The 14,727-nt window shown below is 60.7% G+C and carries 6 protein-coding genes and 1 pseudogene; 1 reads left to right on the forward strand and 6 read right to left on the reverse strand.

Translation table 11 applies throughout. The features are described from left to right. Positions 1-121: 121 nt before the first annotated feature. The 3 genes from HGO38_RS23005 to HGO38_RS23015 form a co-directional block, all read right to left on the reverse strand. Positions 122-1,570, reverse strand: a complete 1,449-nt coding sequence (locus tag HGO38_RS23005) for an aldehyde dehydrogenase family protein (RefSeq protein ID WP_250958165.1) — start codon at positions 1,568-1,570, stop codon at positions 122-124. Between the two features lie 193 nt (positions 1,571-1,763). Further along, positions 1,764-2,684, reverse strand: a complete 921-nt coding sequence (locus HGO38_RS23010) for a DMT family transporter (RefSeq protein WP_250958166.1) — start codon at positions 2,682-2,684, stop codon at positions 1,764-1,766. 217 nt (positions 2,685-2,901) lie between these two features. Beyond that, positions 2,902-3,684, reverse strand: coding sequence for an AraC family transcriptional regulator (locus HGO38_RS23015; protein WP_250958167.1), 783 nt, complete (start codon positions 3,682-3,684; stop codon positions 2,902-2,904). A gap of 346 nt (positions 3,685-4,030) precedes the next feature. Between HGO38_RS23015 and HGO38_RS23020 the strand changes: the two are divergent. After that, a pseudogene (locus HGO38_RS23020) lies at positions 4,031-4,207 on the forward strand (DDE-type integrase/transposase/recombinase); the annotation flags it as partial. 195 nt (positions 4,208-4,402) lie between these two features. On the opposite strand, the gene HGO38_RS23025 reads toward HGO38_RS23020, so the two are convergent. The 3 genes from HGO38_RS23025 to HGO38_RS23035 all read right to left on the reverse strand — a co-directional run bounded on the left by HGO38_RS23025 (position 4,403) and on the right by HGO38_RS23035 (position 14,428). Further along, positions 4,403-6,454 (reverse strand): O-linked N-acetylglucosamine transferase, SPINDLY family protein, encoded by a 2,052-nt coding sequence (locus tag HGO38_RS23025; protein WP_250958168.1) that lies wholly within the window; start codon positions 6,452-6,454, stop codon positions 4,403-4,405. A 119-nt stretch (positions 6,455-6,573) separates the two neighbouring features. Then, on the reverse strand, positions 6,574-13,059 hold the full coding sequence (locus tag HGO38_RS23030) for a beta strand repeat-containing protein (protein ID WP_284739523.1): 6,486 nt from the start codon (positions 13,057-13,059) through the stop codon (positions 6,574-6,576). Between the two features lie 226 nt (positions 13,060-13,285). Beyond that, positions 13,286-14,428, reverse strand: a complete 1,143-nt coding sequence (locus tag HGO38_RS23035) for a UDP-galactopyranose mutase (protein ID WP_250958170.1) — start codon at positions 14,426-14,428, stop codon at positions 13,286-13,288. Between the last annotated feature and the right edge of the window lie 299 nt (positions 14,429-14,727).

Below are 14,727 nucleotides of genomic sequence, written 5' to 3' on the forward strand. Positions count from 1 at the left end.
GTTTCCTGACCGTCAGGCGAAGAGTTTGGGTGGCCATTGCTGAGCCACCAGTCCTGCGCTGGCATGGGACGCCGACGGGAGTGCTTCTTTCGGCTATCTACCGTCGACGGATGCTGTTGCGTCAGCCGCTGATCAGTTTGACCTCGAGAAAGTCTTCCAGGCCCCACTTTCCGCCCTCGCGGCCATTGCCGGATTGTTTGTAGCCGCCGAAGGGGGTTCCGGCAGCGCGCGATGCCCCGTTGAGCTGGATCATCCCGGCCCGGATGCGGCGCGCCACCCGCTGCGCCCGCTCGGCACTTCCGGTCTGAATGTAGCCGGCCAGACCATAATCGGTGTCATTGGCGATCCGGATGGCCTCTTCCTCGGAATCGAACGGAATCATAACCAGGACAGGCCCGAAAACCTCTTCGCGGGCAATGGTCATGTCGTTGTCGACATCGGCGAAAATCGTCGGGCGAACGAAATAGCCGCGGTTGAACCCGTCCGGCCGGCCGGGACCGCCGGCCACAAGCCGCGCACCTTCGGCCATGCCCTTTTCGATCAGTGTCTGAACCTTGTCGAACTGCAGTTCGGAGACCAGTGGGCCGATATGGCCACCTTCCTTGGCGGGATCGTCGACTTTCACGCCGGCTGCAGCGGCGGCCGCAAGTTCCACGGCCTGCGAATAGACCGAGCGCTCGACCAGCATGCGGGAGGGCGCATTGCAGGACTGTCCCGTATTGTCGAAGCAATGGGCGACGCCCCGGTCGATCGCCGCCTTGAGATCGCTGTCGGCAAAAACGATGTTGGGCGATTTGCCGCCAAGCTCCAGGGAGACGCGCTTGACCGTGGCGGCCGCTGCCCGCGAGACGGCCGTGCCGGCCCGCGTCGATCCGGTAAACGACATCATGTCGATGCCGGGATGGCTGGACAGGGCCTCACCGACCACCAGGCCTTCGCCGTTGACAAGGTTGAAGACGCCGGCGGGCAGGCCCGCTTCATGGATGAATTCGGCAAACAGCATGGCCGACATCGGCGCGATTTCGGATGGCTTCAGCACCACCGTGCAGCCGACGGCCAGTGCCGGAATAACCTTCAGGGCGATCTGGTTCATCGGCCAGTTCCAGGGGGTGATCAGGCCGCAGACGCCGATCGGTTCGTGCACGATCGTCTGGTCTGGCCGGTCGTCGAGTGCGGGGTGCTCCCAGCTGTAGGTCGCGAAGGCCTTCACAAAGCCGCGAAGATGCCACAAGCCGGCGAAAGCCTGGGAGTCGCGCGCCAGCGTGATGGGCGCGCCCATCTCCAGCATGATGGCCTGCGCCATCTCTTCCAGACGCGCTTCGTAGATATCGGCGATCTTTTCGATAAAGCCGATCCGCTGCGCGCGCGGCGTTTCGCTCCAGGCCGGAAAGGCCGCACGGGCTGCCTTGACCGCTGCATCGACATCGGCCGGCGATCCGCCGGATATCACCGCATAGGCTTCCTCGTTGGCCGGATTGATGACGGCAATCGGATTGGCGGCGGACGGGCTGCGCCATGCGCCGTCGATGTAGAAATCGGTTTTCTGAAGCAGTTGCAGGTTTCCGGTCATGGTGTCTTATCCTCGATGGAGCATGGGTGCTTCAGGCTTGAGCCTGAAATCTGGCAATCAATGTGTCGGCGGTGAAAAGATCGAGATGGCCGCCGCCGGCAGTCCTGAACAAGGTTATCTCGCAGGCAGAAGTTCTGCCCGTTTTTTCTCCGCTGCACAATTCAAAGAGATCGGCGGATGTCTGCCCAACCGATCAGCCCGTGTTCGATCGGCGGGCTGGCCAACGTCCTGTCGCGACAAAGAAGCCGCAAAGGATCAGCATTGCACCGATGATGTGAAAACTGGCGATGGGTTCCCCAAGGACCAGGAATGCCAGAACCGCGGTGAACAGGGCCACGAGATGGAATGACGCGCCCGTCACGCTCGGCCCGAGCACTGTGACGCAGCGGTTCCAGAGGATGAACGCAAACAGCGAGGCGAAAACGCCGATATAGACGACCGCGCCCACCGAACTGGCATCGAGCGGGATTCGGGCGCCCGATGACAATTCCCATATCCAGAAGGGAAGCAGCACGCCAAGGCCCGCCACGATCGTGCTGGCCAAGAAGGCCAGCCCGTCAAGCTCCTGTGGCTTGCGCCTGACGAGAACGGAATAGAGAGCATAATTGGCGACGGCGATCAGGACCAGGGGCTCGCCTGCCGATAAGCCGATATGGGTCAGGCCCGCCAGATCGCCGCGCGCGACGATCAAGGCGACGCCTGCAAAGGATATCAATATGCCCAGGACCGTCAGCTTCCTCACCCGCTCCACGCCGAGGGCAAACGCTGCAAGCGGCACCACCAAGGGAAGGGACGAGTTGAGAAACGCGACACTTGCCGCCGGGACGGTTTGCAGGGCCAGGTAGCCCAGCGCGTTGTAGCCGGCGATGCCAAAAGCACCGCATAGTAGGATCAGTACCCAGTTTTGACACAGCAGGCGGCGCTGGCGCCATGCTGATACCAAGACGAATGGAGCCAGAACGACAAGAGCGACAAGCCACCGTCCCACCGCGAGCGAGACGGGCGGATAGCTATTGGCCAAGGCGCGGCCAAGCACCAGGTTGCCGGCCCAGAACAGTGGAGGAAGCGGCAATAGAAGCCATGGCCGTGACCAGAGATATGCGAATGCCTTCATGGCACAACTTCGGGTAGTGGCGCGTCGAGGCCGATGCGAACGCGACGGTTATGGCGGCCCTTGTAGTCAATCTTGAGTATGCGAATTTCCGGCGATGCGCCGGTGGACGCGAGATGGGTGCCGCCACAGTTGGCCATATTGTCCTTCCGAATTGTGTAACCCCGTCAGGGGGTCGGTCGGAAGTCAGAGTAGAGGCCGGTGCGCTCGGTTTATTGGTTTAAATTGTTCTGACATTCGGATCGGTCATGGCCGCCCTCATCCATTGCAGGGGCGTGACGCCGAAGCAGCGTTTGAAATGCTTCGTAAGCGCGCTCTGGTCATAGAAGCCAGCACTGAGCGCTACCTCTACGATGGGAACACCGGACTCGAGAGCCTTCATTGCGGCGTTGAGACGGATCTGGGTGAGAAAGGCGTGTGGAGTTAGTCCCGTGTTTCGCTTGAACATGGCGATCAATTGGAACGGAGTGAGCCCCACTTCCTGGCTCAGTTCAGCAAGGGTAAGCTCCTCATCATGCCGGTCATGCATCAGATCCCTGACGATGCGGACCTTGCTTCGATCGGCAGGGGTAATGGCCAAATCCACCTTGCCTGATCCGTGGCGCCGAAAAAGCTGGCCAAGACTGGCAATCATAAGCTCACGCTGTTCGAGCCTGTCCCTGCGCATATCCAGAGCACGGTGGAGTTCCAGGAAAGCGCCGATCAGGTCGGTATCGGTAAAGACGTTTTCCATGAAATAGGGCGTTTGCTCGAGGCCGATATCCTCCATAAGGGACGCAAGCGCAAGTGATGAGAAGTAGAAACCGCGATAGCGCCACCGCTCGCTTCGACCCATCCGCCCGGAATGCGGCTCGTCGGGATTGAATGCGAGCAAGACGGATGTCTTGGCCTCGTCGGTCCGCCCGCGGCTCTTGAACTCCGATCCACCGGTTTCGGTCACCGCGATGACGAGAGCGTCGTGACTATGCGGCGCATATTCATGCGTCGTGAAATCGGCGGCCATGCAACTCAGGCCGTCGATCTGGGGATCGCGCCAAAAGCGCGCACTATTGCGTGTGTCTATCCGCGGCAAGATCGTACGCCCTCCATGGGCTGAAGGCTGCCTTTCCTCCAGGCACATGCCTTGCGAAAATCCTCCCAGACCTTTGTGTCACCATTCCTGAATCCGTTCAAATAATTTGCTGCATTTCGCGTCCCTGAAGATCAGCCGGAAGAGCCCTTGTGACGCTGCGGCCGAAATGGGCATGCCCCGGATCAATGCAGAATCTGTGTCTCCACGTCGGAGACAACAGGGGCGCGGATCGCAAGGTGTCTTGAGCGTCTGGCCTGTGCACAGAACTGCAATCACAAAGCGACTGCGCTGGCACTGGCGCAGACCGCAGTCAACGAGCGGGCGTGCCGAGGAAGCCCAGGTGAAGGTTCGCGTCAAATGGACATGTCTGTATCGGCCGTCGACAAGGTCGGCAACACGATCGATGATGTCCCGTAATGCCAAAGCAGCCAAGCGCTTTCTCGGCAAAGCCTTGGTGCTTTTGGCATTGGACCGAGCGCACTGGGTGAGGCGACGGCATTAATCGCTCAACATCTCGAACAGAAGGCCGCTTAGATCTAACGGCCAAGACATCGGGGGCCATCCAGCCTCTGCAATTCGTTGCAACAGAGCCCGGCGTTGGGCATTTGGCGCCGGTTGGCTGAGGCTGTGCCGGCCCGTGTTTGATCAATCAGGTCCGGGAAGCGTTGGTTTCTGTCCAGAGGCGGCGATCGTGCGGGATGGGCTCAAAAGCATGCCAGTCGGCCAGCTTTTGCAGATAGCGGTTGCGATAATCATCGTCGCTGCAAAACGCGGTATTGTCTTCCACCAGCTCGGCGCCAATCTCATAATAGGTGTCGAGATTGCGGAGATCGGGGACTGGCGTTTGACCGCGCTCGCATTCTTCCTGCATTTGCCAGAACAGGGCCTCAAGCCGGCGCGCCAGCGCGGGGATATCCCGCAGTGGGCTTTCCTCGCGTTTGTCCTCCAGCGACCGCCGAATTGTTTTCAGGGTCTGGGGTTGCCTGGCAAAGTCGATGGCTTTTGCAATGTAGGTTTCAGGTCCGCTGCAAATCAGGTCCGGAACGCCTGCGGCGGACACGATGCTGTGGCAGAAACGCGCAGCGAAGCTTTTGCCGGGAAATGTCAGAACCGGCAATCCGACCGTCAGGGCATCGGCAGCCGTCGAATGCGCTCCATAGGGGAAGGTATCGAGGAAGAGGTCGGCGACCGCAATTCGGGCAAGATGATGTGCATTGGGCGCCTTGGGCGCGAAAATCAGACGTTCCGGTTCAATACCGTATTTTGACGCGGCATCCCGCAGGCGCTGGTTGACGTTTTCGTCGCCTGTCAGCAGCCACAGCACGCTATCGGGGGTCGCTGCGAGAATGGTCATCCAGTGCCCGAAACAGCTGGCGGTGATTTTCTGCATGCCGTTGAAGCAGGCATAGACAAAGACACCCTCCGGCAGCCCGACGTCGGCGCGACTGGGCCGCGTGGCGATCAGCCGTTTGCGATCGACCGGCTGATTGCAGGCGATCCTTAGAACCTTCTCAGAATAATAAATTTCGTTTTCGGGCGGAACGATATGATCGTCTGCAATCATATAGTGATGGAACGGGCTTCCCATCGAGCCCGGATAGCCGCAAAAATTGACGATGATCGGCGCCGGACGATAGGCGAATATCCTGGTTCTGGCATGTCTGGTATATCCATTGACGTCGACCAGAACATCGATGTCGTCATCGGCAATCAGTCTTGCTGCGTCGATATCGCTGAACTGGGCGATATCGCGCCAGCAATGGACGGCATTCTTGATCCGGGCCTGCGTTGCATCCGTTGTAACAGGCTGGCCACAATAATAGGCGTAGATCTCGACGCTGCCCTTGTCGTGCATTTCCAGCACGTCGCAAAGCGCAAATCCAACCGCATGGTCCCGCAGATCCGAGGAGACGTAGCCGATGCGAAGAGGCCGGCCGGATCCGCTCTTGGGCCGGACTGGTTTGCGCAGGATGCTGCCGGGATCAAGGCGTCCGACCAGAGATTTGTTGTAGCGATAGGCCTTGGCCAGCTGGAAAAGCGGATCGTCGCTATAACAGGCAAGCGCCAGCGGCGACATGGAATCCAGCAATTGCCGCGTGGTCATGTCGTCCGACGGCACAAGGGTCGGCCACTTGCACTGGCGCTGCCGCAGCGCACTCCAGTGCTGTCCGGCCTCGGTCTTGTCCGGCCGCAGTTCCATGGCCTGCCACAAGGCAGATTCCGCCTCTTCCAGGAGGCCGGCCTCTTCCATGACGCGGCCAATGTGCTGGAGCGACATGATGCGGTGTTGAAGCCGGTCTGCCGTGCAATCGGCGGTCAATTCGACGTAGACGCGCCATTGCTGAATGGCCTTTGCGGCCAGACCGCAGTCTTCCAGGGCCCGGCCCAGGTTGATATGGGCTGACCCGAACATCGGATCCTGTTTCAGGCAGGCGCGAAGCGCATGAATGGACCCGGTGATATCCCCAAGCTGGCGAAGCGTAACGGAGTAGTTGAAGGAGACGAGATGCAGCAAAGGATGGGCATCGTTGAAGGCGATCCAGGCCTTGTAGATCTCTGCCGCTTCCTGCTTGCGTCCCGCGACGCTTTGGCTCTCGGCAAACTGGAACAGGTCCGCGATACTTAGGGTCTGGGCGCGCGCCTGCTCCAGCATCGCCGCCGAAGGCGAGATGGAAGGGGAAGCGGATAGGTTCTGAGCCATGAATAGCGATCCCAATAAATTGCAGCCTGATAGACCATGTTGCAAAGGTTGGCGAAAACGGTCGCCAGATCCTCCGATGTCCCTGACTGCCGGATCGACAGTCAGGCTCTGATCAGGGTTTAAAACGACAGATAGGAGGAAATCGCGGCTGCGACCTGATCCTGCTCGGTCGCCTGAGTGGACGGCTCCTGATCTGCAGTGCTGGCAATATCTTGCCGCGCCGCCGCAGAGTCATCGGATGATGCCGAGGACACAAGACTGTCACTGGACCCTTCCGGGAACCCGCTTTGACTAAATGCCTCCAGCTGCGCCGTTGTCATGGCGGCGACCTGGGCGGGGGTAAAGGCCTCGGCCTGGGCCGGCGTCAAGGCGGATAGAAGTCTGGTGCTGAGGCCCGTGATCGCATTGGTGTTCAGGGCGACGATATGGTCGGTCGTCAAAGCAGCGAAATCGTCCGTATCCAGCGCTGCCGCCTGTGTCACGGTCATCGCGCCGACCTGAGCCGTCGATAATGCGCCGATCTGACTGGTGCTCATGGCCGATACCTGACTATAGCCCAGCGAAGCGATCTGACTTGTCGTGAGCGCCGCAACACTCTCCGTGGACAGGGCTGCGAAGACAGCCGTGGACAGTCCCCGGATGGCTGTCGGGTTGATCGCTGTCAGCTCCTCGAGTGACAGGGTTTGCAGGTCCTCCGTCGTCAGGCCGGCAAGCCCGGATGAACTCAAGGCCGAGATCTGGCTGATGGAAAGCGCCTCGACCTGATCAACACTCAGCGCTGCGACCTGGCTGCTGCTGAGGCCAGCGATGCTTGCCGTTCCAAAAGCAGCGATCCCGGCGGTCGAGAGCCCCGCGAGGAAGTCCGTGGACAGGCCTTTGACGGCATCAGAACTGATCGCATCGAGTTTGGCCGGCGAGAAGGTCTCCAGAATGTCAACCGAGAGGGCCGATACGGCAGTCGAACTCAGGGCGGCAATTTGTCCGGTCGACAGCGCTTCGATCTGGGCCATGTTCAAGGCCTCGACCTGCGAAGCGCTCAAGCCCGCCACGCCATTGGCGTTCAAAGCCGCCATCTGGGCCGTCGAGAGGGCCGCCACGTCGTCCGTGCCAAGGGCTGCGACCTGCCTGGAACTGAGCGCGCCGACCTGTCCGGTGGACAGGGCTTCGATCTGGCTGTCGTTCAACGCCGTGACCTGCTCGGTCGAAAGGCCCGCGATGCCTGCTGTTCCAAGAGCAGCGATTTGCTCGGTCGACAGAGCGGCAATGGTAACGGTCGACAGTCCCGGAATGGCGCTTGAACTGATCGCGGCGATATCCTCGATTGACAGGGTCTCCAGATCGTCAGTGCCGAGAGCGGCAATCTGCCGGGAGCTGAGCGCGCCGATCTGGGTCGGTGTCAAAGTCTCGACCTGATCGGTACTCAAGGCAAGGATCTGATCAGTCGTAAGACCCGCTATGCCGGATGCGCTCAAAGCGGCGATCTGGGCGGCCGTCAGAGAGGCTACCGTTGTGGTCGACAATCCGGAGATCGCGCCGGAACCGATCGCGGCGAGTTCGGCGGTCGTGAAGGTCTCGAGATCGTCGGTTCCCAGGGCTGCGATCTGCTGCGACGTGAGTGCGCCAACCTGCAGGGATGTCAGGGCCATCGCCTGGTTCGTGCTCATTGCGTCGATCTGGTCGGTGGAAAGGCCGGATATCCCTGCCGTATTCAGGGCGGCAATCTGGGCTGTCGAAAGCGACGCGATGTCGTCCGATGCCAGAGCGGCAACCTGTCGGGAGCCAAGCGCACCCACTTGCGCTGTGCTCAGCGCCTCGATCTGGGCGCCACTCAATGCGGTGATCTGGAGGGAGGTCAAACCGGTGATGCCAGAGGTGCTCAGAGCGGCAATCTGCGCGGTCGTCAGACCTTCGATCGTTGCGGTCGACAATCCGGAGATCGCGCTCGAACTGATTGCGGCGATGTCGGCGGTCGTGAAGGTCTCAAGGTCGTCGGCCCCCAATGCGGCGAGCTGCCGAGAACTGAAAGCGCCGACCTGCGTGGACGTCAAGGCCATGGCCTGGTCCGTGCTCAAGGCGTCGATCTGGTCGGTGGAAAGGCCGGATATGCCTGCCGTATTCAGGGCGGCAATCTGGGCTGTCGAGAGGGACGCGATCTTGTCGGCTCCCAAAGCCGCAACCTGCCTGGACGCCAGCGCGCCAACCTGGTTGGTGGTCAGCGCCTCGATCTGAGCGCCATTCAGAGCGGCGACCTGGGTGGAGGTCAGGCCTGCCATGCCCGATGTGCTGAGGGCCGCCACCTGCACCGTCGTCAGAGATTCGATCGTCGCAGGCGACAAGCCGGGAATTGCTGCCGAACTGATCGCGGCCATGTCTTTGGTCGAGAAGGTGGCGATGCCGCCTGGGCCGAGGGCTGCAAGCTGCGTCGAATTGAATGCGCCGATCTGGGCCGGGATCAGGGCATCGACCTGATCCGTGCTCAGGGTCGTGATCTGACCGGTGTTCAATCCATTGATCCCGGACGCGCTCAGGGCCGCGACCTGTGCCGTCGTCAGAGACCCGATCGCTTCGCTCGACAATCCTTGGATAGCGGACGAGGTGATCGCAGCAATGTCCCTGGTCGAGAAGGTGGCAATGTCATCCGTGCCAAGCGCTGCAAGCTGCGCCGAACTGAGCGCGCCAATCTGCGTCGGCGTCAAGGCCTCGGCCTGCGCGGTGCTGAGGGCTGCGATCTGGCTGGTGGTCAAGCCACTGATGCCGGCCGTGCTCAGAGCGGCGATTTGCGCCGTGGCAAGAGAGGCTATCGTCTCCGTCGACAATCCGACGATGACATCCGCGGCGATAGCGGCAATGTCCCGTGTTGAAAACGTGGCGATCTCGCTGGGCCCGAGAACGGCAATCTGTTTCGAACTGAATGCACCGACCTGGGCACTGGTCAGAGCTTCGGTCTGGGCGGTGGTCAGAACCGCTAGTTGGCCGGACTCCAGTCCTGAAATCCCATTGATACTCAGGGCCGCAATCTGGGCCACCGAGAGTGCAGCCACGTCTTCAGTGCCAAACGCCGCGATTTGCGCTGAGTTCAGCGCCGAAATCTGTCTGGTGGACAGGCTGGTAATCTGGTTTGTGTCCAGAGCGGCAATCTGAGTTGACGACAGGCCCGTGACACCAGCCGTGCTCAGGGCCGCAATCTTTGATGTCGGGAGCGAGGCTATATCGCTTGTCGACAGAGCCGCGACCTGGCTGGAGCCGAGCGCGCCGACCTGTGCCGTCGTCAAAGCTGCGAGCTGCTCCGATTTCAGGGCCGTAATCTGTTCGGCGGTCAGGCCCGCCATCGCTGCGTTGCTCAACGTGGCGATCTGGCCCGTCGACAAAACAGCAATATTCTCCGGGCTCAGGGCGGCGATCTGCGCCGAACCCAGCACCTTGAGCTGATCAATGGTCAAAACACCGGTTTGCTGGGTGCCCAGTGCATCGATCTGGGTGGAGGTCAGACGTGAAACGGCGGCCGTGTTCAATGCAACGATCTGATCGGTCGAAAGTGCCGCAATGACACTGGTGCTCAAGCCGGAAACGGCCCTGTTGGAAAGAGCTGCTATTTTCTCGGTTGAAAATGACGTCAGATCATCGGGGTCGAAAGCGGCAAGCTGTGCAGCGGTCAGAGCGCCGATCTGGGCCGTTGTAAGGGCGGAGACCTGGTCTGTACTAAGCGCGTCGATCTGCCCTGTCGTCAGGCTTGCAGCGGTGGAGGCGCTCAGGGCCGCAATCTGCGCGGTCGAAAACGCCGTGACAACCTCGGTTCCGACGGCGCCGATCTGGGCCGGCTTGAGAGCCGCGATCTGGGCTGTCGTCAAAGCCGTAATCTTTGCCGTTCCGATGACATCGATTTGCGACGTCGTCAGGCTCGCAACGCTCGCCGTGCTGAGAGCGGTCATCTGATCGGTGGAAAGCCCTGCGATGGCGCCCGTGGTCAGCCCGGTTACGGCTTTGCCGGCGATCGCGGCCATATCCTCGGTCGAAAAGGTCGCGAGGTCGTCAGCACCGAGTGCGGAAAGCTGGAGGGCACTCAGCGATTTCACCTGCGTGGCAGACAATGCCTCGACCTGCGCGGTGCCCATGGCATCGATCTGTGCCGTCGTCAGGCTGGCAACCGCAGCAACACCCAGCGCGCCAATCTGATCGGCCGAGAGCGCCGCAACAGCCCCGGTGGCCAGCCCCGGAATGGCCTTGTTGGTAATGGCGGCAATATCCCCGGTCGAGAATGTTGCCAGATCATCTGCCCCGAACGCGGCAAACTGCTTGGCCGTCAAAGATTTCACTTGTGTCGTGGACAGCGCCTCGACCTGCGCGGTGCTCATGGCGTCGATCTGCGCCGTCGTCAGGCTTGAAACGGCACCTGTGTTCAGCGCGGCAATCTGTTGGCTGGAGAGTGCGGCAAGAGCACTTGTCGTCAGGCCGGGAATGGCTTTGTTGCTGATGGCGGCAATCTCCTCGGTCGAGAAGGTCGCGATGTCGTCCGCCCCCAGGACTGCAAGCTGTGCGGATGTCAACGACTTCACCTGCGTGGCAGACAATGCGCCGACCTGTGCGGTGCTCATGGCGTCGATCTGCACCGTTGTCAGGCTTGCGACTGCCGTCGTGTTCAGCGCGGCAATCTGGGTCGTCGAAAGTGCGGCAAGAGCACTGGTCGTCAGCCCGGCAATGGCCCGGTTGGTGATAGCGGCCATATCGGCCGTGGAGAAAGTGGCAAGGTCATCGGCCCCTAGGATCTCAAGCTGGGCTGATGTCAGCGACTTCACCTGTGTGGTGGACAGTGCCTCGACCTGCGCGCTGTTCATCGCGTCGATCTGTGCCGTCGTCAGGCTTGCCACCGCAACGGTGTTCAGCGCCGCAATCTGCGAGGTCGACAATGCTGCAATATCATCAGCGCCGAACGCTGCAATCTGAGGTGCCTTGAGACCACTGAGCTGGGCGGTCGTCAAAGCAGCGACCTGTTCGGTTGTCAGGATATCGACCTGTGTCGTTGTCAGGCTTGCCACCGACACCGTGCTGAGCGCTGCAATCTGCGCGGTCGAGAGCGAGGCAAGAGCGTCGGTGCCGAGACCCAGCGTGGCCCTGTTGCTGATGGCGGCCATATCCTCGGTCGAGAAGGTTGCAAGGTCATCGGCCCCCAGGACGGCAAGATGGGCGGAATTGAGCGACTTTATCTGTGCGGCGGACAAGGCCCCGACCTGCGCAGTGCTCATGGCGTCGATCTGCACCGTCGTGAGGCTTGCCACCGCCGCGGTATTCAATGCGGCAATCTGGCCTGTCGAGAGTGCAGCAAGAGCGCTTGTCGTCAGGCCCGCAATGGCCCTGTTGCTGATGGCGGCCATATCGGCTGTGGAGAAGGTCGCCAGGTCATCGGCCGCCAGGATCGCAAGCTGGGCGGAACTCAGAGACTTGACCTGCGTGGCAGACAGCGCCTCGACCTGCGCGGTGCTCATTGCATCGACCTGCACCGTCGTGAGGCTTGCCACCGCTGCCGTCTGCAACGCGGCAATCTGGGCCGTCGTGAGCGCCGTAATGTCGTCCGTCCCAAGCACCAAAATGTGGGGCGCCTTGAGCGCGCCGATCTGGCTCGTCGTCAAGGCAGCGATCTGGCCGGTTCCCAGCGCGTCGATCTGTGCCGTTGTCAGGCTCGCCACGGCCGCCGTGTTGAGTGCTGCCATCTGCGCGGTCGACAGGGCGGCAAGCGCATCTGTGCTCAGTCCTGATATGGCTTTGTTGGTGATGGCAGCCATATCGGCCGTGGAGAAGGTCGCCAGGTCATCGGCGCCCAGGACCGCAAGCTGGGTGAAATTGAGCGATTTCACCTGCGTGGCAGACAATGCCTCGACCTGGGCAGTGCTCATGGCGTCGATCTGTGCCGTCGTCAGTCTCGCAACAGCGACCGTGTTCAATGCCGCGATCTGCGCGGTCGAGAGGGTTGCAATATCGTCGGCACCAAGGGCCAAGACCTGGGGCGATTTGAGAGAGCCGATCTGTGCCGGCGTCAGAGCGGCAATCTGCGCGGTGTTCAGCGCGCCAAGCTGATCGGTCGTGAGGCTCGCCACCGTCACCTTGTTCAGTGCGGCAATCTGACCGGTCGCCAGGGAAGCGATCACATCCGTACTCAGCCCGGCAATAGCCCTGTTTGTCAGGGCCGCCATATCCGCAGTCGAGAATGTGGCCAGGTCATCCGCTCCCAACGCCGCAAGTTGCGACGCATTCAGAGCGGCGACCTGAGACGGCGTGAAGGCTTCCGACTGAACGGTAGACAGAGCGCCGATCTGGGAGGTGGCCAGCGATGCAACCTGGAGCGAACTCAGGCTCTCGATGGCGAGCTTATCCAGAAACGCCAGTTGACCCGTGGTCAGCCCGACGATGGCGCTTTGAGAAATCGCACGCAACTGCTCGGTGTTCAGAACTTCGACATCTTCCGTATCCAAAGCAGTGATCTGGTCCGATGATAGTGCCTTGATCTGCTGAGTGGAGAGGGAGGCTACGTCTTCTGTGGTCCAAGCCTGCACTGCCGTGGTGGACAGAGACCTGATCTGGCTTACGCTCAAGGAAGAAACAATCGAAGTCATGCGTGGAAACCCTTGAAATTTTGCCACTCCAAGAATGGCCAATGGCCGTGACGGCCGTGAAACGCCGACATGACACAGAGAATTTGCCAGTCGCACAATTCGAATACTTTGGAATACTTGTGTAATGGCAGACTTGCCTGAACCTGAAGTCGGAGGTTCAGGCCTCCTTGCGGCGGTTTCTGAGGCAATTCGCTCGCAAATTGGGAGGATCAGGCCGGGTTCGTCGCTATTTCGCTTGCTCGTCAAGCCATTTTCGCGCACCGGCCAGGGACTGGTTGATGACCTGGTCCATGTCGAGATATTGATAGGTGCCGCAGCGGCCGATGAAGGTGAGCGCCGGCTCCTGCCGTGCCATCTGCCGGTATTGTTCATAGCGGGTCACGTAGATGCCATCCGCCGTCTTGACGGGATAATAGCGCTCCATGTGGTTGTCCCTGTAGTCACACGGCTCCTCCCGGGTCACCAGTGCTGCGGCCCCTGTCGGATTGTTGTGGCCGGGGAGAAGATGCCAGTGCGTCTCGCGGGTGATCGGCCCCGTATCGGTAAAGTTGGTGACCGCCCACGTGGTTTTTGACTTTATGGGCTGGTGAACATGGTGGAAGCGTATCGAACGATAGGGAAGCGGACCGAGAGCGTTGCCGAAATAGTCGTCGATCGCCATGCTGCTGAACGTCCAGACGACGTCCTTCTGCATGGCGCGCTCGAAGGGCGTGGAAAGATCGACGGTGATCCCTGAATGATCCAGTATTGCCTGGACGAGCGCGGTATAGCCGTGCTCGGGGAGCATCTGGAACCGGTCCTCTGGGAAATAGCGGTCGTCGTGATTGAATCGTATCGGCAGCCGCTTGACCACCGACGCGTCCATGTCTTCCAGGCCGAGCGCCCACATTTTCCGGGTATAGCGTGCAAAGAGGAGCTCCGTGAGCTCAGTCCCGATCTTCGACTGAAGATAGTCCAGCGCATTGCGCGGCGCGACATGGGGCACCGCCAGCTCTTGCAGGAACGCCTCGACCTCGGCCTGGTTGTTCAGCGCTGTCGCGAAAATCGAGTTGATCGTCTCCATATTGACGGGCAGGGGCACGTAACGGCCGTCCTCCATCAGGGCGCGCACCCGGTGCTCGTAGGGCAGCCAGGTGGTAAAGCGGGACAGCCACTGGACCACGGCTTCAAGCTTGGTGTGGAACAGATGCGGGCCGTAACGATGGAAGCGGATGCCGGTCTGCGCATCGGTCTCGTCGAAGGCATTGCCGGCGATATGGGCGCGCTGGTCGATTACCTCAACCCGATATCCGGCCTCGGCCAGCGTCCGGGCATAGACGGCGCCGGCAAAACCGGCGCCTACGACAAGAATTCTGCCCTTTTCCGTCATGCCATTCCCTCGGTTTTGGTCGACAACCCTCGGCGACCCTGGAAATCTGCATGCATGACTTCGTAACTTTCTGAATTCATTCCACGAATTACGATGATGGGGGAATGAGGTGGTTCTATCGACATGGGTCCTTTGCCGCATGGTGCCTGGCATGGCGTGATCGGCGAGTTTAACCGGCAACGCCTGTGTGAGGCTGGTCCTTTCCGATCCTAAACCCGTCAAGTCGCCATCGTGTCTGCCCCAGAATCGTACCGACAGGAGCCTGCAAAACCCACCAGAATCCTATGCAGCATTGCTCC

The sequence above is a fragment of the Rhizobium sp. CG5 genome, from assembly GCF_023701945.1.
In the GTDB taxonomy this organism is placed as follows: domain Bacteria; phylum Pseudomonadota; class Alphaproteobacteria; order Rhizobiales; family Rhizobiaceae; genus Allorhizobium.